The 25,869-nt window shown below is 63.9% G+C and carries 27 protein-coding genes; 18 read left to right on the top strand and 9 right to left on the bottom strand.

What is annotated here, in order from left to right:
• Nucleotides 1-2 precede the first annotated feature (2 nt).
• From cydB to MU516_RS12410, 3 genes are read left to right on the top strand one after another with little or no spacing between them, the layout of a single operon-like run.
• Nucleotides 3-1,166, top strand: a complete 1,164-nt coding sequence (cydB, locus tag MU516_RS12420; protein WP_260277520.1) for a cytochrome d ubiquinol oxidase subunit II — start codon at nt 3-5, stop codon at nt 1,164-1,166.
• Nucleotides 1,167-1,181: 15 nt separating this feature from the next.
• On the top strand, nt 1,182-1,310 hold the full coding sequence (cydX, locus tag MU516_RS12415) for a cytochrome bd-I oxidase subunit CydX (protein WP_260277519.1): 129 nt from the start codon (nt 1,182-1,184) through the stop codon (nt 1,308-1,310).
• A 40-nt stretch (nt 1,311-1,350) separates the two neighbouring features.
• On the top strand, nt 1,351-2,454 hold the full coding sequence (locus MU516_RS12410) for a pyridoxal phosphate-dependent aminotransferase (RefSeq protein ID WP_260277518.1): 1,104 nt from the start codon (nt 1,351-1,353) through the stop codon (nt 2,452-2,454).
• A gap of 64 nt (nt 2,455-2,518) precedes the next feature.
• Here MU516_RS12410 and katG read toward each other — a convergent pair whose 3' ends face one another.
• The 4 genes from katG to ccmI all read right to left on the bottom strand — a co-directional run bounded on the left by katG (nt 2,519) and on the right by ccmI (nt 6,955).
• The gene (katG, locus tag MU516_RS12405) at nt 2,519-4,687 is read right to left on the bottom strand and encodes a catalase/peroxidase HPI (protein WP_260277517.1); all 2,169 of its coding nucleotides are present in this window, start codon (nt 4,685-4,687) and stop codon (nt 2,519-2,521) included.
• Between the two features lie 175 nt (nt 4,688-4,862).
• Complete coding sequence (locus tag MU516_RS12400; protein WP_260277516.1) at nt 4,863-5,081, bottom strand: DUF1289 domain-containing protein; 219 nt, start codon at nt 5,079-5,081, stop codon at nt 4,863-4,865.
• 165 nt (nt 5,082-5,246) lie between these two features.
• Nucleotides 5,247-5,714, bottom strand: coding sequence for a Holliday junction resolvase RuvX (gene ruvX, locus MU516_RS12395; protein WP_260277515.1), 468 nt, complete (start codon nt 5,712-5,714; stop codon nt 5,247-5,249).
• Nucleotides 5,711-6,955, bottom strand: a complete 1,245-nt coding sequence (gene ccmI, locus MU516_RS12390; protein ID WP_260277514.1) for a c-type cytochrome biogenesis protein CcmI — start codon at nt 6,953-6,955, stop codon at nt 5,711-5,713. Before ccmI ends, ruvX begins: the two co-directional genes overlap by 4 nt.
• 255 nt (nt 6,956-7,210) lie before the next feature.
• Between ccmI and MU516_RS12385 the strand changes: the two genes are divergently transcribed.
• The 7 genes from MU516_RS12385 (at nt 7,211) to MU516_RS12355 (ending at nt 13,809) form a co-directional block, all read left to right on the top strand.
• A complete protein-coding gene (locus MU516_RS12385; protein WP_260277513.1) occupies nt 7,211-8,476 on the top strand; it encodes a sarcosine oxidase subunit beta family protein in 1,266 nt (421 codons plus the stop codon).
• Between the two features lie 91 nt (nt 8,477-8,567).
• On the top strand, nt 8,568-8,825 hold the full coding sequence (locus tag MU516_RS12380) for a hypothetical protein (RefSeq protein WP_260277512.1): 258 nt from the start codon (nt 8,568-8,570) through the stop codon (nt 8,823-8,825).
• A 102-nt stretch (nt 8,826-8,927) separates the two neighbouring features.
• Nucleotides 8,928-9,263: a TfoX/Sxy family protein gene (locus MU516_RS12375; RefSeq protein ID WP_260277510.1), complete on the top strand. Its 336-nt coding sequence runs from the start codon at nt 8,928-8,930 to the stop codon at nt 9,261-9,263.
• A complete protein-coding gene (locus MU516_RS12370; RefSeq protein ID WP_260277509.1) occupies nt 9,264-9,599 on the top strand; it encodes a sarcosine oxidase subunit delta in 336 nt (111 codons plus the stop codon).
• Nucleotides 9,596-12,523 (top strand): sarcosine oxidase subunit alpha family protein, encoded by a 2,928-nt coding sequence (locus MU516_RS12365; protein ID WP_260277508.1) that lies wholly within the window; start codon nt 9,596-9,598, stop codon nt 12,521-12,523. The genes MU516_RS12370 and MU516_RS12365 overlap by 4 nt, the downstream gene beginning before the upstream one ends.
• On the top strand, nt 12,516-13,034 hold the full coding sequence (locus tag MU516_RS12360) for a sarcosine oxidase subunit gamma (protein WP_260277507.1): 519 nt from the start codon (nt 12,516-12,518) through the stop codon (nt 13,032-13,034). The genes MU516_RS12365 and MU516_RS12360 overlap by 8 nt, the downstream gene beginning before the upstream one ends.
• 175 nt (nt 13,035-13,209) lie before the next feature.
• On the top strand, nt 13,210-13,809 hold the full coding sequence (locus MU516_RS12355) for a superoxide dismutase (protein ID WP_260277506.1): 600 nt from the start codon (nt 13,210-13,212) through the stop codon (nt 13,807-13,809).
• Nucleotides 13,810-13,920: 111 nt separating this feature from the next.
• On the opposite strand, the gene MU516_RS12350 is transcribed toward MU516_RS12355, so the two are convergent.
• Complete coding sequence (locus MU516_RS12350; RefSeq protein ID WP_260277505.1) at nt 13,921-14,871, bottom strand: calcium-binding protein; 951 nt, start codon at nt 14,869-14,871, stop codon at nt 13,921-13,923.
• Nucleotides 14,872-15,014: 143 nt separating this feature from the next.
• On the opposite strand from MU516_RS12350, the gene MU516_RS12345 reads away from it, so the two are divergent.
• Genes MU516_RS12345 through der form a run of 3 tightly spaced genes read left to right on the top strand, consistent with a single transcriptional unit; the run spans nt 15,015 to nt 18,536 of the window.
• Nucleotides 15,015-15,683, top strand: a complete 669-nt coding sequence (locus tag MU516_RS12345) for a tetratricopeptide repeat protein (protein ID WP_260277504.1) — start codon at nt 15,015-15,017, stop codon at nt 15,681-15,683.
• Nucleotides 15,684-15,726: 43 nt separating this feature from the next.
• Nucleotides 15,727-17,055: an outer membrane protein assembly factor BamB family protein gene (locus tag MU516_RS12340; RefSeq protein WP_260277503.1), complete on the top strand. Its 1,329-nt coding sequence runs from the start codon at nt 15,727-15,729 to the stop codon at nt 17,053-17,055.
• Nucleotides 17,052-18,536 (top strand): ribosome biogenesis GTPase Der, encoded by a 1,485-nt coding sequence (gene der, locus MU516_RS12335; protein WP_260277502.1) that lies wholly within the window; start codon nt 17,052-17,054, stop codon nt 18,534-18,536. The genes MU516_RS12340 and der overlap by 4 nt, the downstream gene beginning before the upstream one ends.
• 16 nt (nt 18,537-18,552) lie before the next feature.
• Here the strand turns inward: der and MU516_RS12330 are convergent, their stop codons facing one another.
• From MU516_RS12330 to MU516_RS12315, 4 genes are all read right to left on the bottom strand, one after another.
• Complete coding sequence (locus MU516_RS12330; RefSeq protein WP_260277501.1) at nt 18,553-19,311, bottom strand: hypothetical protein; 759 nt, start codon at nt 19,309-19,311, stop codon at nt 18,553-18,555.
• Between the two features lie 69 nt (nt 19,312-19,380).
• Nucleotides 19,381-20,673: a serine--tRNA ligase gene (gene serS, locus MU516_RS12325; RefSeq protein ID WP_260277500.1), complete on the bottom strand. Its 1,293-nt coding sequence runs from the start codon at nt 20,671-20,673 to the stop codon at nt 19,381-19,383.
• A gap of 145 nt (nt 20,674-20,818) precedes the next feature.
• The gene (locus MU516_RS12320) at nt 20,819-21,196 is read right to left on the bottom strand and encodes an ArsR/SmtB family transcription factor (protein WP_425606853.1); all 378 of its coding nucleotides are present in this window, start codon (nt 21,194-21,196) and stop codon (nt 20,819-20,821) included.
• A complete protein-coding gene (locus MU516_RS12315; protein ID WP_260277499.1) occupies nt 21,193-21,639 on the bottom strand; it encodes a thioredoxin domain-containing protein in 447 nt (148 codons plus the stop codon). The genes MU516_RS12320 and MU516_RS12315 overlap by 4 nt, the downstream gene beginning before the upstream one ends.
• Before the next feature lie 217 nt (nt 21,640-21,856).
• Between MU516_RS12315 and soxX the strand changes: the two genes are divergently transcribed.
• From soxX to soxB, 5 genes are all read left to right on the top strand, one after another.
• Complete coding sequence (gene soxX, locus MU516_RS12310) at nt 21,857-22,342, top strand: sulfur oxidation c-type cytochrome SoxX (protein WP_425606852.1); 486 nt, start codon at nt 21,857-21,859, stop codon at nt 22,340-22,342.
• Nucleotides 22,343-22,350: 8 nt separating this feature from the next.
• Nucleotides 22,351-22,791 carry a thiosulfate oxidation carrier protein SoxY gene (gene soxY / locus MU516_RS12305; protein WP_209055772.1) on the top strand — a complete coding sequence of 147 codons (441 nt, stop codon included), beginning with the start codon at nt 22,351-22,353 and terminating at the stop codon, nt 22,789-22,791.
• A 20-nt stretch (nt 22,792-22,811) separates the two neighbouring features.
• The gene (gene soxZ / locus MU516_RS12300) at nt 22,812-23,141 is read left to right on the top strand and encodes a thiosulfate oxidation carrier complex protein SoxZ (RefSeq protein WP_260277498.1); all 330 of its coding nucleotides are present in this window, start codon (nt 22,812-22,814) and stop codon (nt 23,139-23,141) included.
• A gap of 82 nt (nt 23,142-23,223) precedes the next feature.
• Complete coding sequence (soxA, locus tag MU516_RS12295) at nt 23,224-24,090, top strand: sulfur oxidation c-type cytochrome SoxA (protein WP_260277497.1); 867 nt, start codon at nt 23,224-23,226, stop codon at nt 24,088-24,090.
• A gap of 82 nt (nt 24,091-24,172) precedes the next feature.
• Complete coding sequence (gene soxB, locus MU516_RS12290) at nt 24,173-25,861, top strand: thiosulfohydrolase SoxB (protein ID WP_260277496.1); 1,689 nt, start codon at nt 24,173-24,175, stop codon at nt 25,859-25,861.
• Nucleotides 25,862-25,869 lie beyond the last annotated feature (8 nt).

The raw sequence follows: 25,869 nt of genomic DNA, 5'->3' as shown, positions 1-25,869 counted from the left end.
CCATGATCCTGTATGAACTTGTCTCGTTCGAGCATCTGCGCCTGATCTGGTGGCTGCTTCTGGGCGTCCTGCTGATCGGCTTCGCGCTGACCGACGGTTTCGACATGGGCACCGGCGCTCTGCTGCCCTTTGTCGCGAAGACCGACACCGAACGTCGCGTGGTCATCAACACCGTCGGGCCGGTGTGGGAAGGCAACCAGGTCTGGTTCATCCTTGGCGGCGGCGCGATCTTCGCGGCGTTTCCTCCGCTTTACGCGGTCAGCTTCTCGGGTTTCTACCTTGCGCTGTTCCTGATCCTCAGCGCGTTCATCGTTCGTCCGGTGGCCTTCAAGTATCGCTCCAAGCGGGAAGATCCGACATGGCGTGCCCGGTGGGACTGGGCATTGTTCTTCGGCGGTGCGGTGCCCGCGCTGCTGTTCGGCGTGGCGGTCGGCAACGTGCTTCTGGGTGTGCCGTTTCACCTGACGCCTGATCTGCATTCGGTCTATGAGGGCGGAGCGTTCGGGAAGCTGTTTGGCCTGTTGCGCCCCTTCGCGCTGCTTTGCGGGATCGTGTCGCTGGCGATGCTGGTCATGCATGGCGCGGGCTGGATCGTGCTGAAGACCGAAGGCGTGATTGCCGAACGCGCCCGTCGCTTTGGCAGCATCGCATCCAAGGTGGTGCTGGCGGGATATGCGCTGGCCGGGCTTTGGCTGGCGTTTTTCATCGACGGATACGCCTTCGTGGCCGAACCGCCCCATGACGGTCCGTCGAATCCCCTGGCATCGGCGGTCGCGCATTCGGGAAGCTGGCTGGCTGCCTATGCCGACCGCCCATGGATCGTGATTGCGCCTGTCATGGGGTTTCTTGGCACCGCTATGGCGGGCCGGGCCCTGCGATCCGGCGGAGAATTGTCGCCGCTTGGCTGGTCGAAGATGGCCGTCTTCGGGATGATCTCGTCGGTGGGTCTGACGATCTATCCGTTCCTGTTGCCGTCCAATACCAATCCCGACAGCTCTCTGACCATCTGGGACGCGTCATCCTCGCACCAGACATTGTTCGTGATGCTGGTTGCGACGGTAATCTTCATGCCGCTGATCCTGATCTATACGGCGTGGGTTTATCGCGTGTTGTGGGGGAAGGTGACGGAAGACGATGTGTCGAACCCCGATACGCACAGCTACTGAGGAAAGGAGCCGCGCATGTGGTATTTCGCATGGATGTTGGGTTTGCCGCTGGCCGCGCTGCTGGCAGTCGTGAATGCGATCTGGCTGGAACTTCGCGACGACCGCGCGATGCTGGACGGGCGAGGCGGGGAAACGAAGGACTGACGCTTGCGATACGGGCGGAAATGGGCCACGAATCGCGCCCATGACACGTCCCCGCTTTGCCCCGATCCCCGCCGCGCTGCCAGCCACCGTTCCCTTTGTCGGACCCGAGGAACTGCAACGCAGGATCGGGTCTGTCTTCGACGCGCGGATCGGCGCGAACGAAAGCGGCTTCGGCCCAAGCCCGCATGCGATACAGGCGATGCAGGCCGAACTGCCCAGGCTCTGGCAATATGGTGATTCGACCAGTCACCGGCTTGTCGAGGCGCTGTCAGAGCATCTTGACCTGCCGGGGGACCACATCACGGTGGGCGAAGGCGTGGACGGGCTGCTTGGCAATCTTGTCCGTCTGATGGTCGGACCGGGCGATGCGGTCGTTACCTCGGACGGGGCCTATCCGACCTTCAATTATCATGTGGCGGGTTTCGGTGGCGTTCTGCACAAGGTGCCCTATCGCGATGACGCCGAAGACCCGCAGGCGCTGGTCCGCGAAGCGCGACGGACGGGCGCAAAGCTGGTTTATCTGGCAAACCCTGACAATCCGATGGGAAGCTGGCATCCGGGCAAGGTCATTCAGGACATGCTGGAAGAACTGCCCGAGGACACGATGCTGGTTCTGGACGAGGCCTATGTCGAGTTCGCGCCCGCCGAGGCGGTGCCGCAGATTTCCCCCGGCGATCCGCGCGTGATCCGGATGCGCACGTTTTCGAAGGCTTACGGGCTGGCCGGTGCGCGGATCGGATATGCGGTCGGAGACCCCGATCTGATCGCCGGGTTCGACCGGATCCGCAACCATTTCGGCGTCAACCGGATCGCGCAGGCTGGCGCCTTGGCCGCGCTGCGCGATCAGGCATGGCTGGCGGATGTGCTGGCGAACGTGGCAGCGGCGCGCGACAGGATCGGCAAGATCGCCGCGGATAACGGCATGCGCGCCTTGACGTCCGCGACGAATTTCGTCGCCGTCGATACGGGGCGGGATGGCGAATATTCCCGCGCCTTGGTCCAAGCGCTGCAGGGGCAGGGCGTGTTCATCCGGATGCCGGGTGTTGCACCATTGGATCGCTGTGTCCGGATCAGCTGTGCACCAGCGCCGGAACTGGACGTGCTGGCAGACCGCCTGCCGCGCGCGATGGCGCTGATCGGCTGAAGAACAAGCAGCAGGGTCGTCAGGATGGCGTGCCCGGCCCGGTGGGGCCGGACACGCAGCGTGCTCAGCGCAGGTCGAACCGATCTGCGTTCATCACCTTGGTCCAGGCCGACGCAAAGTCCTGAACGAACTTCTCGGCACTGTCGTCCTGGGCATACAGCTCGGCATAGGCGCGCAGGATCGAATTCGAGCCGATCACAAGGTCCATGCGAGTCGCGGTCCATTTCACAGCGCCGGTCTTGCGGTCGCGGATTTCATAGATCCCGCCGTCAACCGGCGCCCATTTATAGGCCATGTCGGTCAGGTTGACGAAAAAGTCCGTCGTCAGCGCGCCTTCGCGTTCGGTCAGGACGCCATGCCGGGTGCCGCCGTGATTGGTGCCCATCGCGCGCATGCCGCCGATCAGGACGACCATCTCGGGCGCGGTCAGACCCATCAGCTGGGTGCGGTCCAGCATCAGTTCCTCGGGGCTGACGGCATAATCCTGCTTCTGCCAGTTGCGATAGCCGTCGGCCAGAGGCTCCAGCGCATCGAAGGATTCGGCGTCCGTCATCTCGTCGGTGGCGTCACCGCGACCGGGCGAGAATGGCAGCTCGAGTTCAAAGCCCGCAGCCTTGGCGGCCTGTTCGACCCCCAGATTGCCGGCAAGAACGATCACGTCGGCGATGGATGCGCCGCTTTCCGCGGCGATCGGTTCCAGCACCGACAGCACTCGGGCCAGGCGCTGAGGCTCGTTTCCTTCCCAGTCCTTTTGCGGGGCCAGGCGGATGCGGGCGCCGTTGGCGCCGCCGCGCATGTCCGAGCCGCGATAGGTGCGGGCGCTGTCCCATGCCGTGGATACCATGTCAGCCATCGAAAGGCCGCTATCCGCGATCTTTCTTTTGACGGCGGCAATGTCATAGCCGGTAGGTCCGGCCGGAATCGGATCCTGCCAGATCAGGTCTTCTGCCGGCACATCGGGTCCCAGATAACGGACCTTTGGGCCCATGTCGCGGTGGGTCAGCTTGAACCACGCGCGGGCGAAGATGTCCTGGAAATACGCGGGGTCTGCCATGAACTTCTGGCAGATCGCGTTATAGGTCGGGTCCATCTTCATCGCCATGTCGGCGTCGGTCATCATCGGATTGCGCCGCTTGGTCGGGTCGGTCGCATCGACCGGCTTGTCCTCTTCGCGGATGTCGACGGGTTCCCACTGATTGGCCCCGGCGGGCGATTTGCGCAGTTCCCATTCATGGCCGAACAGCATCTCGAAAAAGCCCATGTCGAACTTGGTCGGATGTGTCGTCCATGCGCCTTCCAGACCGGATGTCACGGCACGGGCAGCCTGTCCCTGCATGTCGGGATGGTCCCAGCCCAAGCCCTGCATTTCAGGACCGGCAGATTCGGGATCTGCACCCAGCGCCGTGGCATCACCATTGCCGTGGGTCTTGCCGACGGTGTGGCCTCCGGCGGTCAGCGCGGCGGTTTCCTCGTCATTCATTGCCATGCGCTTGAACGTCTCACGCACCTGTTCGGCGGTCTTCAGCGGATCGGGCTTGCCGTTCACGCCCTCTGGGTTGACGTAGATCAGGCCCATCTGCACGGCGGCCAGCGGGTTTTCCATCGTCGAGGGGGTCTCGACGTCGCCATAGCGTTCGTCGGACGGTGCCAGCCATTCCTTTTCCGCACCCCAGTAGGTGTCGATTTCCGGATGCCAGATATCCTCGCGGCCGAAGGCGAAGCCGAAGGTTTTCAGACCCATCGATTCATAGGCGATGGTGCCGGCAAGGATGATGAGGTCCGCCCAAGACACCTTGTTGCCGTATTTCCGCTTGATCGGCCACAGCAGCCGCCTTGCCTTGTCCAGGCTGACATTGTCCGGCCAGCTGTTCAGCGGGGCAAAGCGCTGGTTGCCGGTGCCGCCGCCGCCGCGACCATCGGCCAGGCGATAGGATCCTGCCGCATGCCACGCCATCCGGATGAACAACCCGCCGTAATGGCCATAATCGGCGGGCCACCAATCCTGGCTGTCGGTCATCAGGGCGTGCAGATCCTGCTTCAGCGCCTCGACGTCCAGCTTTTTCAGTTCCTCGCGATAGTTGAACCCCTTCAGCGGGTTGGTCTTGCTGTCGTGCTGGTGCAGGATGTCCAGGTTCAGCGCGTTGGGCCACCAGCTCATCACCGAGCTTCCGGTGGCGGTATTGCCCCCATGCATCACCGGGCATTTGCCGGCAGGGATATCGCTTCCGTCCATGATAGTTCCTCCGAGTGGCTGCGTTCGTTGCGTAGCGCGCGTTCGTGAAGATGGCATGATGGCCGATATCGGCAACCATCTGTCGCAAGAAGTTTAACGGCAATTATCAATAAAGGAAAAATTGCTTTTTCTTCGGGTTTGAATAAGATTTCCTTATCATAGTCGCCCTAGCGGATCAGTCCCGAAGCGTTTTCTGAGCGGACAAGCCGCGTTGTTTCTTCAGCAGCGGTTTGCGGGCGGGCAGCATGTCGATCACATCGCGACGTTCCTGCGGCGACATCCCGCCCCAGCAGGCAATTTCGTCCAGCGTGCGATAACAGCCGGCGCAGATACCGTGCCGCGGGTGCATGACGCAAATGTTGATGCAAGGGCTTTGGGGAGGAGCGTCGTTCATTCGTCGAGACTAGAGGCGGCATTCCATCGCCGCAAGCGCGCCCAGTGGCTTTCTGCCCTGTCTGACGGTCTGGTTCGAAGGGCGTGAAGGGGCACGGGCCGGGCAGGGCCCGGCCCGGTCGCTGCCGCTGGGCCGGGCGCGCGCTGCGCGCGCATACAGGGCGCCTCAGCCCAGATATCGCAGACGGTCCAGCGCGCCCTGAAGAATGTACCCGGCGGCGACCTGATCGATGACTTCGGCGCGGCGTCGGCGCGACGTATCCGCCTCGAGCAAGGCACGCTCGGCCGCGACGGTCGACAGCCTTTCATCCCAGAAGCCGATCGGCAGGTCGGTCAGCCGCGAAAGATTGCGTGCGAAGGCCCGCGTTGATTGTGCGCGCGGGCCTTCGCTGCCGTCCATGTTCCGTGGCAACCCCAGGATCAGGCCCACCAGGCCACGATTCTCGATGATTTTCAGCAGGTCTTCGGCATCCAGCGTGAATTTTCGCCGCCGGATCACTGACAGCGGCGAGGCGACCTGCCGCAGCCCGTCGCTGACCGCAACGCCGATCGTCTTGGTGCCCAGATCCAGCCCCGCCAGCCCGCCGATCCTGGGCAAGGCGCCGGCGAATTCGGCGATCTCGACGAAAATCATTCGACCAGTCCCGCCGCCTGCGCTGCCGCGCGGACCGTCTGCAGCGCCTCGGGCGAGGCGGCAAAGCGGGTCTGCGCCTCGGCCCAGATGTCGCGCGCGTGGTCCGTCTGCCCCAGCACGCCAAGAGACGAGATCAGCCGGGCCCATTCCTCGGGGGTGCCGCCCTGGTCGGCAAGTCTGGCTTCCAGCCGTGCGACCATGCCGCCGATCATCTCTTGGCGCTGTTCGGGCGACATGTCTTCGGCCGCATCCAGCATGTCGGCATCCGGTCCGGGAAGTGACGGCATTCCGGGCGTCGACGGTTCGGGCGGAACATAGTCGGGCTGACCGGCAAGCCACGCCAGATCCTGAATGCCGTTGCGGATCGGGGCGATCCACGGAGCGTCGGCCGGTCCTTCCTCGATCAGCCGGCGCCAGATCGGGAAGGCACGGTCGGGCCGACCGTTCTGCAGTTGCAGCAATCCCAGCAGATATCGCGCCTGCGGCTGATTGGGATCCTTGCCAAGCGAACGGGCCAGGACCTGCTCGGCCTCGGGGGTTATGATGCCTCCGGCTGCCTCGATCATCAAGGCGGCCAGCCGCATCACCTCTTCGGCGCTGGCCGCGTCGCCGCGTGCCTCGACAAGTCGCTGCTGCGCGTCGCGCGCCGCCGTGATGTTGCCCAGCCGCATTTCGCTGGTCGCAAGAAGGGTCAACCCCTGAGGATCGTCGGGATTGCGCGCGACCGCCGCGCGCAGCTGTTCGACCAGCGCCATGTATTCGGGATCAGGGTCGGGCAGATCGGCGGGTGCGGTTGCCTGCGCCTCGGCCTGGTCCTGACTGGGGCGCGTGTCGTAGGCGCGTTCCGCCATCGCGATGCGGCTTGCGATGGGCAGGTCGGGCGCGCCCGGCACGCCCTCGCGCAGATACAGCGCCACCGCCCCGGCCAGTAGCGCCAGCAAGACCAGCGCCGCTCCGGCACCGGCTCCGCCGCGCGATGACGGGGCCGCATCGCCCTGCCGGCGGTCGGCGTCCAGGACCTTGCGGCCGATCTCGGTGCGCAGCCGGTCGGCATCCTCGGGGGCGATCACGCCGCGTTCCAGGTCGCGTTCAACCTCGCGCAGCTGGTCGCGATACACCTGCAGGTCATAGGCCGCTGCAGGCATGGCCGCCGCCGTGTCACTTTGCCGTGCCCGCCAGATCGGGGCACAGATCGCCGCTGAAACGCACAGCACCAGAACCGTGCAGAAAATCCAGAACATCGCATTCCTCCGCTTGCCACATCTGTAGTCGTGTCACGGAAGATCCGAAAGTGGCGTGGTGCCGCATCCCCGGCTGGGGTCGCCGAATGCGGGCGTGTTTGCACGGAGATTCGTGCCCCAGGGCAACGCGCTGACGAAATTGTGCACGACGATGGCCGCAGGCGATGTCGGAATTTGATCCGAAGCTGCCGCATCACGTCTTGTTCGCGCGCCGCCGCGCGGCCATTCTGTTCGCGACCGAGGAAGGGGATCCAGATGCCAGCTGCTTCACGCTCCGGCCGCTATTCCGTGTTCGCCATTGCGCGCGAGGCGTTTCGACAGCACCAGCAATGGGGCAGGGCCTGGGCCAGCCCCCAGCCGCGCGACAGATACAAGGTCGTCATCGTCGGCGCGGGCGGGCACGGGCTGGCGACCGCGTATTACCTGGGCAAGAATTTCGGCATCACAGATATCGCGGTCATCGAAAAGGGCTGGCTTGGCGGCGGCAATACCGGCCGGAACACCACGATCATCAGGTCCAACTATCTGCAGGATCCCTCGGCGGCGCTGTATAACAAGTCGCTAAGCCTTTACGAGACGCTGTCACAGGACCTGAACTACAACATCATGTTCAGCCCGCGCGGCCTGATCATGCTGGCCCAGACCGAACACGAGGTGCGCGGCTACAAGCGCACCGTCTATGCCAACAACCTGCAAGGCGTTTCGACCGAATGGATCGAACCCGCCCGCGTGAAGGAACTGGTGCCGATCATCAACCTGGACGGCCCGCGCTATCCGGTGCTTGGTGGGCTGTATCAGGCGCGCGGCGGCACGGCACGGCACGATGCGGTTGCCTGGGGTTATGCGCGTGCCTGTTCCGACATGGGCATGCACATCATCCAGAACTGCGAGGTGCAGGGCGTGGAAACCGAGTCCGGGCAGGTCCGCGCCGTCAACACCTCGAAGGGCCGGATCGGCTGTGACAAGCTGGCGCTGATCGTCGCGGGTCATTCCTCGCAGCTGGCCGAGATGGCCGGTTTCCGCCTGCCCATCGAAAGCGTCGCATTGCAGGCGCTGGTCAGCGAGCCGATCAAGCCCTGCATGGATGTGGTGGTGATGGCCAACACCGTCCACGGTTACCTGTCGCAATCCGACAAGGGTGAAATGGTGATCGGCGGTGGCACCGACGGTTACAACAACTTCACCCAGCGCGGTTCCTGGCATCATGTCGAGGAAACCGTCCGGGCGCTGGTCGAGACCTTTCCGATGATTTCGCGGCTGAAGATGCTGCGTCAATGGGGCGGCATCGTCGACATGACGGGCGATCGGTCGCCGATCCTGTCCACGACGCCGGTGGGCGGGGTTTTCGTCAATTGCGGCTGGGGCACCGGCGGCTTCAAGGCGATTCCCGGATCGGGCTGGGCGATGGCCGAACTTGTGGCCAATGGTCGACCCGGTCCGTTGGCGGCCGATTTCGGGCTGAATCGCTTCCGCGAGGGCCGATTCATCGACGAATCGGTTGCCGCCGGCGTGGCGCATTAGGCAAGCTTTCGCCAATGCTTCATCGCCTCGGAACGGATACCGGTCACGCGTCATTGTTCCCTCAACACGCTGTTGAGAGAAAGGAACAAACATGGCCGAAGGCAATAACAACAACGCCCTGTATTTCATTGTCGGCGCCGTCGTGGTGGTCGTCGCATTGCTGTTCTTCTTCATGTCGGGCGGCGACATGGATACCGCGTCAGACGCCACTGTCCCGGCGGGTGCGGATACGACCGTCAATGTCGATGCCGCGCCCGATGCAGCCGAGCCGGCTGATGCCGCTCCGGCCGAATCTGCCCCGGCGGAACCAGCGCCGGCCGATGGCGTCACCGAACCGACCTCGAACTGAGGCAAACTTGACGACATTGCGCCGCGCTCTCGGTGCGTCGCGGTTTCGCAGCTTCTTGCCGGGGGCCATGCCCCCGGCTTCCGCATGTCGGCGGGTCGGATCATGACCCGTGACACCGGTCTCGAGGCGCAGCTGAGCGAAGATTTCGGACATTCCGACAATCTGTCGGGCAAGCCCATGTTCGGTGGCTGGTGCTTTCTGATGAACGGCAACATGCTGGCCGCCGCGCGCGAGGGTCGCGCGATGTTTCGCGTCGGCAAGGCCGCCGAGACCGCCGCGCTGGCCTTGCCGGGCACCGAACCCATGAAGCAGGGTGGTCGCGCCAAGCCGGGCTTCGTCTGGCTGTCCGGCCCCGCCCTGTCCGACGATGCCATTCGCGGGAAACTTGCCGGGATGGCCCGCGAATATCTTTCCACCCTTCCGCCCAAGGATGCCTGAATGCTGATCCTGACCTGTCCCTATTGCGGGCTAGACGCCGAGGAAACCGAACTTCATCCCGGTGGCGAGGCGCATCTGAAACGCGTCGGCCCCGAGGGGTCGGATGAGGAGTTCGAGGATTACATGTTCGCGCGCAAGAACGCCAAGGGTGTGCATTTTGAACGCTGGCGACATGCCTATGGTTGCGGCAAGTGGTTTCTGGCCGCACGCGATACGGTGACCTTGCAGGTCTATGGCACATATCGCGCGCAGACCCACGCCCCGCCTCAGGATATCGTCGATGCGATCCGCAAGGTCCGCCCCGACTGGCAGCCAGACTGGAGCCATGCCGAATGACCCACACGCCTCCTTTTCGTCTGGCCCGTGGCGGCCGCCTGATCGACCGCGCCTTTCAGATCCCGTTCCGCTTTGACGGGCGGTATCTGCGCGGGCTGCGCGGAGACACGCTGGCCTCGGCGATGCTGGCCAGCGGCCAGATGCTGATGGGCCGGTCGTTCAAGTATCACCGCCCACGCGGTCCCGTCGCCTCGGGGGCCGAGGAGCCGAACGCCTTGTTCGGCCTGGGACAGGGCGGCAGGTTCGAACCGAACCAGCGTGCCACCACGACTGCGCTGGTTCCGGGCATGATCCTGCGCAGCCAGAACTGCTGGCCCTCGCTGGATGCCGATATCGGCGCGGTCAACAATTGGCTGTCGCCGATGCTTCCGGCGGGATTTTACTACAAGACCTTCATCCATCCGCGCCCGTTCTGGAAACATCTGTTCGAGCCTATCATCCGCCGCAGCGCGGGTCTGGGCCGTGCCCCCACCGATCCCGACCCCGATCGCTATGAACAGGCCTACGCGCTTTATGATACGGTCGTCGTTGGCGGCGGCATCGCCGGACTGACCGCCGCACGCGAGGCTGCGGAGAAGGGCGGCAAGGTTCTGGTTCTTGAACAGAACCCGGTCTGGGGCGGCCGCACGCCCGTCGATCACAAGGCGGGAGAGGCGACGATCCAGGCCTTGCTGGACGATCTGCGCGGACGGGCGAATGTCACGCTGCGCCGCAATACGATGGCAACCGGGCTTTACGATCACGGTTATCTTCTGGCGCGAGAGGCGCTGGCCGACCACGATCCGAACCAGGGCATCCCGCGACAGCGCCTGTGGCGGATCCGCGCGGGCCACATCGTCACCGCAACCGGCGCGCTGGAACGTCCCTTGGCATTCGCCTGCAACGACGTGCCGGGGGTCATGCTGGCCTCGGCTGTGCGTGATTTCATCGTGGACTATGGCGTTGCGCCGGGTCAGCGGATCGTGGTCGTGACGAACAACGACGATGCCTATCGCACCGCATTGATCGCGCAGGAGGCTAGGCTGGATGTCACGGTGCTGGACGCCCGCGACAGCGCTGATGGCGATCTGCCGCAGGCGGCACGCGCGCAGAACATCACTGTGCTGACCGGCAGCGCCATTGCCAAGGTCACGGGCGGTCGCCATGTCGAAAGCGTCGCGGTCTGCGACCAGAAGGGCGAAGGCAAGCATACCGGCACGATCGACTGTGACGTCGTGGCTATGTCGGGCGGCTGGTCGCCGATCGTGCATCTTTACAGCCATTGTGGTGGCAAGCTGCTGTGGGATGAGGCACAGGCGATGTTCCGCCCCGACCCGGATCGCCCGCCTCTGGGCGCGGACGGGCGGGGGAATGTTACCGCAACGGGTGCCGCCAGCGGCGATCTGCGCTGTGCGGGCGATCTGGAACGCGCCGAGGGCGCGACCATGCCAGTCTGGTGCATGCCCGCGAATGCCCCCTACAAGCTGCGGGCGAAGATGTGGCTGGATTACCAGAACGACGTGAAGGTGACCGACGTGCTGTTGGCCGCGCGCGAGGGCTATGCCAGTGTCGAACACACCAAGCGCTATACCACGCTGGGGATGGCAACCGATCAGGGCAAGGTCAGCAATATCAACGGGCTTGCGATCCTGTCGGACGCCTTGAACCAGCCGATCCCGCAGACGGGCACGACGACGTTCCGGCCACCCTATACACCGCTGACACTGGCGACGATCGCCGCCGACGCGCGGGGCGAGGCGTTCCAGCCGCTGCGCAAGACGCCCCTGCACGCATGGCATGAACGCCACGGCGTGTCGTGGGAACCGGTCGGCCAATGGCGCCGTCCCTATTGCTATCCGCGCGGGGACGAGGATCGCCATGCTGCGGTCAATCGTGAAATCCTGGCGGTGCGCAATTCGGTCGGGACGCTGGATGCATCGACCCTAGGCAAGATCCTGGTCAAAGGCCCGGATGCGGGCAAGTTCCTGGACATGATGTACACCAACATGATGTCCAGTCTGCCGGTCGGGAAATGCCGCTATGGCCTGATGTGCAGCGAAAACGGCTTCCTGATGGATGATGGCGTGGTGGCCCGGCTGACAGAGGACACCTGGCTGTGCCACACGACCACCGGCGGTGCGGACCGGATACATGGCCATATGGAAGACTGGCTGCAATGCGAATGGTGGGATTGGCAGGTCTATACCGCCAATGTGACCGAACAATACGCGCAGATCGCCGTGGCTGGCCCGAAGGCGCGCGATCTGCTGGAACGCCTGCCCGGCAGCATCGACCTGTCGCAGCAGGCGTTGCCGTTCATGCAATGGGTCGAAGGCGACATTGCGGGGATGCCGGCACGCATCTACCGGATCAGCTTTTCTGGCGAACTCAGCTACGAGATCGCGGTGCCGGCCGGGCGCGGCCTGGAATTGTGGGAACGCCTGCAAGAGGCGGGTCGCGATCTGGGCATCACGCCATATGGCACCGAGGCGATGCATGTGATGCGTGCCGAAAAGGGCTTCATCATGATCGGGGATGAGACCGACGGAACGATCATCCCGCAGGATCTGGGACTGGGCTGGGCGATCAGCAAGAAGAAGTCCGACTATATCGGCAAGCGCGCGCAGTCGCGCAGCCACATGAAGGACGGGGCGCGCTGGCAACTGGTCGGGCTGGAAAGCCTGGATGACCGGGTGATCCCGGATGGCGCATTGGCGGTGGATGAGGGCACCAATCCCAACGGGCAGCGCAAGACCCAGGGGCGCGTGACCTCCAGCTATCATTCTCCGACGCTTGGCCGTCCTATCGCGATGGCGCTGGTGCGCCACGGAACCGGCCGGATGGGGCAGGTGCTGGAATTCCCGCTGCCCTCGGGCGAGGTGCTGAAGGGACGGATCTGCGATCCGGTGTTCTACGACAAGGAAGGGGCACGTCTGAATGGCTGAGGCACTTGCAACCGTCGCCCGGCTGGATGGGCTGGGCATGATCACGATTCGCGCCGATTTGTCGCGTTCGGGCGATGCCATCGCAGAGGCGGCAGGTCTTGCGATCCCGGACGCGACCCGGATCTCTACCGATGGCAGCCGCAGTCTTGGCTGGATGTCGCCGGACGAACTGCTGCTGATCCTGCCCGCGCAAGAGACGCCGGACGCCATCGCGGCGCTGGAACAGGCCCTTGCCGCGGAACACGCGCTGATCGCGGATGTCTCGGACGCACGGGCGGTCTTCGAGGTGATCGGGGATCATGCCAGCGACGTGATCGCCAAGCTGAGCCCCGCCCATCTTGATGCGTTGCCACAAGATGGGCTGCGCAGATCCCGGGCTGCGCAGACGGCGGCGGCGTTCTGGCGGGTCGATGGCGGCTTTCGCCTGATCGGTTTCCGCTCGACCGCAGACTATCTGGATCTGGTGCTGCAATCGGCCGCGTGTCCGGGTTCCGGTCTCGCCCCACGCTAAGCGGTCGTATTGGGAACAGATCCTTTGGGCAAGTTCGCCCGCAGGTCAAAAGGGGCCGAATAGCCTCTTTTTCTGTCACGGTTCAGGAACCCGCCTCGCCCCCTTGCGTTGACCCCGCGAATGCGGGACTGTGCGCCCGACCCGCAAGCTCAACCCTTTCAGAAAGGAGAGGAAAATGGCTTTTACCCTTCCCGATCTTCCCTATGCACATGACGCTCTGGCAAGCGCAGGCATGTCCAAGGAGACGCTGGAATATCACCACGACAAGCACCACAATGCCTATGTCGAGAAGCTGAACGAGCTGATCGCGGGCACCGAGTGGGAAGGCAAGTCGCTGGAGGATATCGTCAAGGGCACCTACCAAAAGGGTGCCGTGGCGCAGAACGGAATCTTCAACAACGCCAGCCAGCACTGGAACCACAGCCAGTTCTGGGAAATGATGAGCCCGAATGGCGGAGACATTCCCTCCACGCTGGTCGAGGCACTGAGCGAGAATTTCGGCTCGGTGGATGAGTTCAAGAAACAGTTCGCGGCCAAGGGTGGCGGGCAGTTCGGCTCTGGCTGGGCATGGCTGGTCAAGAACGCCGACGGTTCCTTGGAAATCACCTCGACCGAGAACGGCGTCAATCCGCTTTGCTTCGGGCAGACCGCTCTGTTGGGGTGCGATGTGTGGGAGCACAGCTACTACATCGATTTCCGTAACGCGCGGCCGAAATACCTGTCGAATTTCCTCGACAATCTGGTGAACTGGGAAAACGTCGCGTCGCGCATGTAAGCTGCGATAGCTGACGGAACCACGAGCCCGTCACTGAGAAGGAAAAGCCTGCCGCTGTCGCGGCAGGCTTTTCAGTTGCGACCGGACGGTTCCGGAAGAGCGACCCAGGGACTAGGCCTCCTCACTCTCGTTCTCATCCTCGTTTTCGGGCGATGGGGTTTCTATCTCGATCGGATCACCTGACCCGGCACCAACAACGCGCAGCACCTCGACCCCATCGACCGAGATCAGCCTGTCGGCGCCGTCTTCGCTGATATTCTGGCTGATCTCGGGTGGTGTCTCGCCGGCCGCGGTCGGATCAAGATGCAGCGTGATCACGTCCTCTTCCGGATTGTAGTCGGTGATGGTGCGAACCCCATCATCGTGATCGCCGCGGTGATCGACCGCAAATTCGTCTGCGCCTTCGCCACCAGTGCCGATGTCGTCCATGCCCAGCCACAGCACGTCATCGCCGTCGCCACCGTCCAGGATATCGGGACCGTCCTCATCTGCCTCGGTCGCATTGCGCGCCGCCGCGCGATCTTCGGCGAGGCCGGACAGCGTGTCGTCACCGTCCCCGCCTGACAGCGAATCAGGTCCGATCCCGCCGATCAGCACGTCGTTTCCGGCGCCGCCGTCCAGAAAATCGTTCTGGCCGCCGCCGTCCAACGTATCGTCACCGGCGTCGCCGAACACGGAATCGGTGCCCAAGCCGGCTGACACCGCGTCGTCTCCATCCCCGGCACGGATGGTGTCGATGCCGACCCGTGCGTCGATCTGGTCATCGCCCGCGCCGCCAAGGATATAGTCGCTGTCGCGGGACCCGGTGATGGTGTCGTCGCCGTCAAGCCCGGCCATGGCTGTCGGGGTTTCGTCGCCCGCTGTCAGCGTGTCGGCTTCCTCGGTGCCGATGGCGGAGGCGCCGAATCTGTCCACGTCGAAATCGTCCAGTCCGCCGAACGGAGAATCTTCCACATCGATTCCGTCATCGTCATCATCGTTGTGCAGGATGAACGCTGTTGTCATGACGCCGCCGAACAGCAGCCACCAAGACATCAACTCGAACATATACCCCGTGAACATCGCGACAGTCCCCTTGATTCCTCGCGTCTCGCACATCCGACTGCCCTTGGCGCGGTTCGATGAACCGGGCGTCGCGGCATTGGCAATCCCACTCTGCACGGTATAAGACTGCCTGCGAAAGAAAAACTGCGGATTTTGCGGCGATGGCCAATCAGAACGACAGCTTCATCGACGAGGTGACCGAGGATCTTCGGCGCGACAGGCTGTTCGGCCTTTACCGGCGTTATGGCTGGATCGCGCTGGCGCTGATCCTGCTGCTGGTCATCGGTGTCAGCTGGTATGAATACGATCAGGCCCGGCAACGTGCCGACGCCGAGGCGTGGGGCGATGCCGTGCTGACCGCCGAATCGTCGGATGATCCCGCGGCACTGCTGGCGGTCGATGCAGACGGATCGCAGGGGCGCGAGGCGCTTTCCGCATTGCTGGCGGCCTCGGGCTGGGTTCGGGAAGGGGGCAATGACGCAGCGGCCGAAGCGCTGCGCGAGGTCGCCGGTGCCGATGCGCAGGACTCCGTGCTGCACGATCTGGCCGAATTGAAACTGGTCATGCTGAACGGGTCGCAAATGGATCCGTCCGAACGGGACGCTATTTTGACGCGGCTGTCGCGATCCGGTGCGCCGTTCGAACTGCTGGCGCTGGAACAGAAGGCCGTCGCGTTGATCGAGGCGGGGCGGACCGATGACGCGATCACGCTGATCCGGCAGATTCAGCAGAAGGATGGCCTCAGCGAAGCCTTGCGTCGCCGCCTCTCCGAGATGATGATCGCGCTTGGGGTCGAGCCCGAGCCGACCGACAGCATGCAAGCCGGCTGAAAGATAAGCCCGGCCAACGACGAACGATGAGGGAGAGGCGCGCATGACCGCCACGCTGCGACTGACCATGGCCCTTGCGGCTGCGCTGAGCCTGTCGGCCTGCGGCAACCGCGAAGTCATCCTGCCCGGTGAAAGGCTGGATCCGCTGGCCGTCACTTCGCCGGACGGGCCGGCCGTCGAAGGGGCTGCTCCGGTCAGCTCTACCGCGTTGTCGCTGGCGGCGCCGCGCGCGAACGCCGAGTGGACCCATCGTGGCGGAAACGCCGCCCATCAGCCCGGACACGTCGCGCTAAGCGGCGGAGGAACGACGCGGATCTGGTCGTCGGGCATAGGTCAGGGCAATGATCGCCGTCATCGCATCGCCGCTGATCCCATCGTGGGCGGGGGCCGTGTCTTCACGCTGGACAGTCGCGCAAGGGTGACGGCCAGCGCCCTCTCCGGCGGCACCGCCTGGAGCACCGATATCACCCCGGTCCGCGAGAACGGCAACAGCGCATCTGGCGGTGGTCTGGCCTATGAAGGCGGTCGGGTCTTCGCGACCACCGGCTTCGGCGAACTGGTCGCGCTGGATGCCGTCTCGGGGCAGGTGCTGTGGCGTCAACGGGTGGATGCGCCGATCGGTGGCGGTCCCGCCGTCGCGAACGGTGTCGTCTATACGGTCGCGCGCAACAATGTCGGATGGGCCGTTCGTGCTGCCGACGGCAAGGTACTTTGGCAGACCGCCGGAACGCGGTCCAGCTCTGGCGTGATGGGCGTGGCGGTTCCCGCGGTTCAGGGCAACACCGTGATCTTCCCGTTCTCGTCGGGTCAGCTTCTGGCGGCGGACACGCAGACCGGCGCGACGCTTTGGACAGCGCAGGTCGCTGGCAGCCGTATTGGGCGCGCGATCACCTGGGTTCGTGACATGACCGGGGATCCGGTCATTTCGGGCGGTGCTGTCTATGGGGGAACGTCTTCCGGGCGCATTAATGCGGTCGAGATGGGCAGCGGCGTCGAGGCCTGGTCCGCCAAGGACGGCGCGAACAGCCCCGTCACGGTCGCCGGTGGATCGGTCTTTGCGGTCAACGACCAGGCGCAGTTGATCCGGCTTGATGCCGCAACGGGCGGGGTCATCTGGCGGGTCGATCTGCCTTATTACACCGATGAGAAGATCAAGAAGCAGGATCGTATCTATGGCCATTACGGGCCTGTGCTGGCCAGCGGTCGTCTGTTCGTCGCCTCCTCTGACGGGGTCTTGCGGGTCTTCGACCCGGCCTCGGGCGGGTTGGTCGGTCAGGCTGCAATCCCGGGCGGCGCGGCATCGGCCCCGGTGGTCGCCGGTCAAACCCTGTTCGTGCTGTCGCGCGACGGTCAGCTGCACGCCTTCAGATGAGTTTCACCCTCGCCATCGTCGGCCGGCCGAATGTCGGAAAATCAAGTCTTTTCAACCGTCTGGTCGGGAAGCGTCTGGCGCTGGTCGATGATCAGCCCGGCGTTACCCGCGACCTGCGCGAAGGTGCTGGTCGTCTGGGAGACCTGCGCTTTATCGTGATCGACAGCGCCGGCCTTGAAATGGCCGACGACGACAGCCTGCAGGGACGCATGCGGCGGCTGACTGAACGCGCGGTGGACGAGGCCGATATCTGCCTGTTCGTCATCGATGCGCGCGTGGGTGTCACGGCCGCAGACGAATATTTTGCCGAAATCCTGCGCCGCCGCGCCCGCCATGTGATTCTTGCGGCCAACAAGGCCGAAGGGCGCGCAGGCGAGGAAGGCGCGATGGAGGCCTTTTCTCTGGGCCTGGGAGAGCCGCTGCGGATATCAGCCGAGCATGGCGAGGGGATGGACGACCTGTACCGCGCCCTCGTGCCGTTGTCCGATGCGGTCGAGTCCGCGCGACCGGCTCCGGTCGCCGCCGAAACCGACGTGGATCTGACCGAAGCCGAAGCCGAGGCGGGCGAGGGCGCAGAGGACTGGCGCCCCTCGGCCGCGCGACCGCTGCAACTGGCGGTGATCGGGCGGCCGAATGCGGGAAAATCCACACTGATCAACCGGATCATCGGCGAGGATCGGCTGCTGACCGGTCCCGAGGCCGGGATCACCCGCGATTCGATCAGTGTCACGACCGACTTCATGGGCACGCCCATGCGGATATTCGACACCGCCGGGATGCGCAAACGGGCGCGCGTCACCGACAAGGTCGAGAAACTGTCGGTGGCGGACGGTCTGCGTGCCGTGCGCTTTGCCGAAGTGGTCGTCGTGCTGCTGGATGTCGCCATCCCGTTCGAGCAGCAGGATCTGCGGATCGCCGATTTCGCCGAATCCGAAGGCAGGGCCGTCGTCGTCGCCGCGAACAAGTGGGATCTGGAGGACGACAAGCCGCACAAGCTGAACGAATTGCGCGCAAGTTTCGAAAAGCTTCTGCCGCAGTTGAAGGGCGCACCCTTGGTCACGGTCTCGGCGCGGACTGGCAAGGGGCTGGATCGATTGCATGCCGCGGTGCTGAAGGCGCACGATGTCTGGAACCGCCGCGTGTCCACCGCCAAGCTGAACCGCTGGCTGGAGGCGATGACCGAAAGCCACCCGCCGCCCGCGCCGGGTGGGCGGCGGATTCGCCTGCGTTACATGACCCAGGTCAAGACCCGCCCGCCCGCGTTCATCGTCAAGGCGACCCATACCGATAAGCTGCCGGACAGCTATCAGCGCTATCTTGTCAATGGCTTGCGCGAGGATTTTGATATGCCGGGCACGCCGATCCGGCTATTCTTCCGCGATCAGGGCGGCGACAATCCGTATCGCCACAAAGCCACGAAGATCAGCCAGTCGGGCGCGTTGTCGAAGCACAAGAACCGCCAGCGACCCAAGGGGGGCTGACCGCCTATTCGCTGGCTCAGCTTGCGGCGCGGATCAGCGCGGCGGTCATGGCGGTAATTCCAAGGATCGCCGCCAGCGCCGCCATCGGCGCGGTTCCCATCGTGGTCGCGGCAAGTCCGCAGAACGCCCAGATCAGCGCGACGGAATAGCTGAAACTGCGTCCCAGCCTGTGCTGGACCGCCATGCCGATGATCGCCGCCGGCAGTATGGCGACAATCGCGGTCTGGCTTACCCCCAGGCTTGCTTGCTCTGCGATGACGGCAGCCAGCGATGCGGCGGCCAGACCGGTGCTCCATCCGGCCAGAAATCCGATCGCGGGCCGGTGCTGGTTCGATGCGCGGACGGATGCGACAGTCGCGCTGATCGCGGTAAGGATGGCGCAAACGGCGGCTATCAGTGGTTCCTGGCCGTCAAGCCAGGGCCACAATGCACCCCCGATCAGCGCCAAGGCCAGTGCCGGACAAACGCCATGTCCGCCACGCCGCTTCTTTGCAGGCGATTCAATGACTTCCCCGCCTGCGTCCAGCAGAACCAGCAGAAACAGGACGAACAGCAGTGCCCACATCACGGGATTTTCCGGACGCAGATAGAGGTGCTGGATCAGGTCCGAGGAGGTTCGCCCTGCGAGGTCGGGTGACAGCGACGACAGCGCACCGCCCGAACCGTAGGTTTCCTCCAGCCGTGGCAGGCCACGCGAATGCATCACGACCGCCAGGCCACTGGCGACAAAGCCAGTGGCAATCAGGACATGCGTGATATGGCCAACGCGAGACATACAGGCCAACGCAGCGCGGTCGCCTTGGGTTTCGGATGCCTTCGTCGCCGAGGCCGGGCCGACAAGGCGTCAGGACAAGACACCGTCCGCGGAAAGAACCGTCGCGCCGCCCAGATAGGGAAGCAGCGCCGCTGGCAAGCTCACCGATCCGTCTGCCTGCTGGCCGTTCTCCAGCACGGCGATCAGGGCGCGGCCGACCGCCAGCCCCGAGCCATTCAGCGTATGAACGAATTCCGGCTTGCCGCCACCTTCGGGGCGATACCGCGCATTCATGCGGCGCGCCTGAAAATCACCGCAATAGCTGACGCTGCTGATCTCGCGATACCTGTTCTGGCCGGGCAGCCACACCTCGATATCGTGGGTGATCCGTGCACCGAATCCCATGTCACCGGTGCACAGGGCGATGGTGCGGTAGGGCAGGTCCAGCGCCTCGAGGATCGCCTCGGCACAACCGGTCATCCGCGCGTGTTCCGAAAGTCCGTTTTCGGCATCGGTGATCGACACCATCTCGACCTTCTCGAACTGGTGCTGGCGCAGCATCCCCGTCGTGTCGCGCCCGGCGCTGCCGGCCTCGGAGCGGAAACACTGGCTGTGCGCGACCATCCTGCGGGGCAAGGTCGTCTGATCGACCAGATCGCCATGCACGGTGTTTGTCAGCGTCACCTCGGCGGTGGGGATCAGCCAGTATCCGTCGCGGGTCTGATAGCTGTCCTCGCCGAATTTCGGTAGCTGTCCGGTCCCGACCATCATCTCTTCCAGCACCAGAACCGGAGTCCAGGTTTCTTCCAGCCCGTGGCGGGTGACGTGCAGGTCCAGCATGAACTGCGCCAGCGCGCGGTGCAGACGCGCCACTGCGCCCTTCAGCAGGACGAAGCGGCTGCCCGACAGCTTTGCGGCGGTTTCAAAGTCCATGCCGGGCCGAACGCCAGCAATCTCGAAATGCTCGACCGGGTCGAAATCGAAATTGCGCGGGGCGCCCCAGCGCCTCAGTTCGACATTGTCATCTTCATCGGCACCATCCGGAACGCTGTCCAGCGGCAGGTTGGGAATGCCCATCAACAAATCACGCAGCCGCCCGTCCAGCAGTGCGGCCTCGGCCTGCATCTTGGCCATGTCTGCCTTCTTGTCGGCCATCAGCTGACGCAGGCGCTGAAACTCCGCCTCGTTCCCGCTGGCTTTGGCGGCACCGACCTCTTTGCTGGCACGGTTCTGTTCGGCCTGTGCTGTTTCCGCAGCGGCGATCTTTGCCCGCCTGTCGGCGTCCAGTGCCAACACCTGCGCCGACATCGCCACGCCGCCGCGCCGGGTCAGCGCGTTGTCGAAGGCTTGGGGATTTTCACGGATGGCACGGATATCATGCATGGCGTTTACCGTCTTGGCTGGAATTGCTTGATCGCTGCCTAGCCCAAGCGCACGCGGGGCGAAAGCCCGGCGAAAAGCTATCGGATGAAATAACCGGTCCCGATGTGGTGGATCACCTGCGCTCGCAGCATTCGGCGCGGTCGTCTCAGCCCGCGCAGAACAGCCGGTACATCAGGCCGACCACCTCTTCGGCGCGAGGATCTGAAACGGAGTAAAGCCGCGCCTTGCCGTCACGGCGGCAACTGACCAGCCCTTCGGCGCGCAGGCGTGCCAACTGCTGGCTGACGGCGGCCTGACGCTGGCCAAGCAGCCGTTCCAGTTCGGTCACGGTCTTTTCGCCTGCGGACAAATGACACAGGATCATCATGCGGCCCTCGTGGGCCAACGCCTTCATGAAGGCGGCGGCCTCGGTCGCCCGTTCGATCATGTCGGCCGGGGCAAGGTTGCCGCAGTTCTCGTCCATAGGCAGCGGGACGGCGGGGGATTGCTTGCCGATCATCATGTCTTGTGCGGAACGTGTCATCCGTCTTCCCTCATGTCTGCGGCCTGCAGGCCCGCCTTTGACAGCATATCGTCGATCAGCGGGTAGAAGAACTGATCGCCCGGATATCCTTCAAGCCGCGCGACCTCGTCGCCATTCTGCAGCAGGATGAAGGTCGGGGTGATGGTGGGGCGTCGGTCCAAAACGACACCATCGGGCCACGGACCGTCGATATCCGTGACCAGCAAGGGCGCGGCCTTTCCCTCGGCTGATTTGGGGTAACCTGGGCCGATCTCGCGGTTCCAGGCGGCGCAATAGATGCAGCCCTTGGCCTCGACCATCAGCAGCCGCACCGGGGCGGCTTGCCAGTCGACGCTGTCGCGCGAGATCTGGGCCGCATGTGCGACAGCCGTCACGGAAACCGCCGCGGGCAACGAAAGCAGCGCGGCACAGGCGATTGCCAGACATAAGGCGGGGCGCCGCATGGGCGAAATTCCTTCAAAGACGATCCACAAGACTTAGGCGCTTGGCCCGGTTCTGGCAAGCGTTGCAGGGGGTGGCGCGCGAACGCACCGCAGTTTCAGCAGCTTACCGGATGCGTTGCGAAAAGTCATATAGTCAAATGCGAATTTTATGTTGCATTGTGTGCGCGATGCCCCTTACCTTTGTCGCAACAGGGAGAAGACGAGAGGGAGGAAACTCATGCCACGCCATGCCGCGTTTACGGCAGCGGCGGCACTTGTGGCGATGGCGTCGGCCATGCCCCTTGCCGCCGAGACCGCGCCGCAGGATGTAGCCTATGACGATATCGGTGCAATTGCTGAGCCCTTGTCCGAGACCGCAGGCAATCCCGAAGAAGGCGCAAAGATCTATGCCGACAAGGGCACCGGGAACTGCGTTGCCTGCCACGCGATCAGCGCCCGGACCGATGCCGAATTCCAGGGCAACATAGGCCCGTCGCTGGATGGTGCCGGTGATCGCTGGTCGGTCGAGCAGTTGCGCGGCATCGTGGCGGACGCCAAGCGCACCTTCCCCGAATCGATGATGCCCAGCATGTACAAGACCGCTGGCTATGTCCGGCCCGGCGACGCGTTCACCGGGAAGGCCGGGACCGAGCCGCTGCCGCCGTTGCTGAACGCGCAGCAGATCGAAGACGTCGTCGCCTATATCGCGACGCTGAAGGAGTGATTGCAGCAATGAAGATCGACAGACGAGAAGTTCTGGTCGTGGGTGCTGGGGCGGCGGCGCTTGCCTCGTTGCCCCTGACCGCGATGGCGCAGGACGGCGCGGCCGAGAAAACGGCCGACGAACTGATTGCCGAATTTACTGGTGGGGCCGAGGTCGCCGAGGGCGATGGCGTCACCCTGACCGCGCCCGAGATCGCCGAGAATGGCAACACGGTGCCGATCAGCGTCGAGGCCGAGGGTGCCTCGGAGATCCTGGTCCTTGCGCCGGGCAACCCGACGCCACCCGTGGCAACCTTCAAGTTCGGTGAACTGGCTGGCGCCCATATGGCCTCGACCCGGATTCGCCTTGCAGAGACGCAGGATGTCGTGGCCGTCGCGAAACTGGCCGACGGGTCGTTCGTCCGCACATCATCGAATGTGAAGGTCACCATCGGCGGCTGCGGCGGCTGAGCGGGAAGGAGAAACAAGATATGGCAGACAACGTCAAACCCCGCGTACGCGTCCCGAAGACCGCCTCGAAGGATGAGGTGATCCAGATCAAGACGCTGATTTCGCATCCCATGGAATCGGGTCAGCGCAAGGACAAGGATGGCAATGTCATCCCGCGTTCGATCATCAACCGGTTCCATGTGACCTTCAACGGCACCGATGTCCTGGATGTGGCGATGGACCCGGCGATCAGCACCAACCCGTATTTCGAGTTCGAGGCCAAGGTGCCGGAATCGGGCGAGTTCGTCTTTACCTGGTACGACGACGACGGCTCGGTCTACGAGGACAAGCATTCGGTCGAGGTGTCCTGAGGAAACGGGACGAAACCCCAGGCAAGGTCGCCCCGGCCGGCGAACAATGATCGGCCGGGTGCCAACCAAGGGAGGAGAGAACATGACAATCCCGTTTCGCAGGGCTGCACTGGCCGCGATGGCCTGCGCCTTGGCCCTGCCGGCGCTGGCCGAGACGGCCCCGGAATCGACCGATCCGATCGTCATCAACGGGGGCGAGGTCGAATTGCAGACCGCCGCACCCGCCCCCGAACACCTGGACGGGGCGCTGGACGAGATCTATTCGGGCTGGCTGTTCCGGGACCCTGACACGCAGACCATGCAGACGGATGATTTCGAAAATCCCGGCATGATCTTCGTTGATCAGGGCATGGACGAATGGAACATGGTCGAGGGCGAGGCCGGCAAGAGCTGCGCCTCCTGCCACGAGGATGTGTCCGAGTCGATGAAAGGCGTTCGTGCGACCACACCCAAGGTCAACAAGGACGGTGCGCTGTGGTCGGTCGAGGATTATGTCAACGACTGCCGCACGTCCCGCATGCAGGCTGAAGCTTTGGATTGGAACGGTGACAGGATGAAGAACCTGACCGCCCTGATCTCGATGCAGTCGCGCGGCATGCCGATGGACGTCGCAATCGACGGCGCCGCCCAGCCCTTCTGGGAACAGGGCAAAGAGATGTATTACACCCGGTATGGGCAGCTTGAACTGGCATGTTCGAACTGCCACGAGGATCACTATGGCGACTGGATCCGTGCGGACCACCTGAGCCAGGGTCAGACCAACGGCTTTCCCGTCTATCGTTTGAAGGACGCCGGTCTGGTCTCGCAGCATAACCGTTTCCGGGGCTGCATTCGCGATACCCGTGCCGAAACCTTTCCGATCGGCAGTGATGAATTCCGCGCGCTGGAACTGTATGTCGCGTCGCGTGGCAACGGCCTGCCGGTCGAGGGTGTCAGCGTCCGCCACTGAACCATGCCCGCGCGTCCGATCGGTCGCGCGGGTTTTTCCGCCTTAACGACTGCACGTATATGAATATTTACGGAGAATGCCGATGATCTCTCGCCGCGAAATGTTGCAGCTTGGTCTTGCCAGCTCGGCCGCGCTTGCGGGTCTGGGGTTCGGCAACCTGCCTCGGGCCTTTGCACAGCAGGCGCTGACGCAGGACCAGCTGCTGCAGTTCGACGACTTCGGCAATCTGACCCTGATCCACATCACCGACAGTCACGCGCATCTGAAGCCCGTCTTCTTCCGCGAACCGGACACCAATATCGGGGTCGGAGAGGCCAAGGGCAGGGTGCCGCATGTGGTGGGCGAGGCGTTCCAGAAGATGTACGGCATCCAGCCCGGCAGCCCCGACGCCTACGCGATGACCTGGCCCGATTTCGCCGATCTGGCCAGGACCTATGGCCGGATGGGCGGCTTCGACCGCATCGCGACCGTGGTCAAGGCGATCCGCGCGGCCCGTCCGAATTCGCTGCTGCTGGACGGCGGCGACACCTGGCATGGCAGCTATACCAGCCTGCAGACCCGCGGCGAGGATATGGTGCGGGTGATGAACCTGCTGGGTTCGCAGGCGATGACCGCGCACTGGGAATTCACCTTCGGCACCGAACGCGTGCAGGAGCTGATCGAGATGATGGATCAGCCACTGCTGGGCGCGAATATCTTCGACGTCGAGTGGGACGAGCCGGCCTTCGAACCCTCGAAGATCTTCGAGACCAACGGCCTGCGCGTGGGCGTTGTCGGTCAGGCCTTCCCTTATCTGCCGATCGCTAATCCAAGCTGGATGTTCCCCGAATACAGCTTCGGCATCCGCGAGGAACGGATGCAGCAGGTGGTGGACGATCTGCGCGCAGAGGGTGTCGATCTGGTCGTCTGCCTGTCGCATAACGGCTTTGACGTGGATCACAAGATGGCTGGCCGCGTGAAGGGAATCGACGTGATCCTGTCCGGCCATACCCACGACGCGGTTCCCGAACCCGTGCTGGTCGGCGAAACGATCATCATCGCCAGCGGCAGCCATGGCAAATTCGTCAGCCGGGTCGATCTGGACGTGCAGGGTGGCAAGATGATGGGTTTCCGCCACAAGCTGATCCCGATCTTTTCGGACGTGATCGAACCTGATGCCGAGATGGCTGGTCTGATCGACGAGATCCGCGCCCCCTACGAGGCCGATCTGGCTGAGGTGATCGGCAAGTCGGAAGGGTTGCTGTATCGGCGCGGCAATTTCAACGGCAGCTGGGACGACCTGATCTGCGATGCCATGCTGTCCGAACGAGACGCCGAGATCGCCTTGTCGCCCGGTGTCCGCTGGGGGGCGTCAGTCCTGCCGGGCGACATCACGCGCGAGGACATCCATTCGGTCACGTCGATGACCTATGGCGAATGTTATCGCACCGAGATGTCGGGCGAGATGCTGAAAACGGTCATGGAAGACGTGGCCGACAATATCTTCAACGAAGACCCCTATTACCAGCAGGGCGGCGACATGGTTCGCGTGGGTGGGCTGGGCTACACAATCGACCCCTATGCCGAGATCGGAAACCGGATCAGCAACATGATGCTGCTTAAGGAAAATGCGCCGATCGATCCGGCCCGGAACTATGTGATCGCCGGTTGGGCCTCGGTCAACGAAGGCACCGAGGGGCCGCAGATCTGGGATGTGGTCGAGGACTACATCCGCAAGCAGGGCACGGTCGCAACCGCGCCCAACAACTCTATCACCGTCACGGGAGACTGAGGAAGGAC

Origin of the sequence: Paracoccus maritimus (assembly GCF_025195095.1) — a bacterium.
In the GTDB taxonomy this organism is placed as follows: domain Bacteria; phylum Pseudomonadota; class Alphaproteobacteria; order Rhodobacterales; family Rhodobacteraceae; genus Paracoccus; species Paracoccus maritimus.
This window is presented reverse-complemented; position numbering and strand designations above follow the sequence as displayed.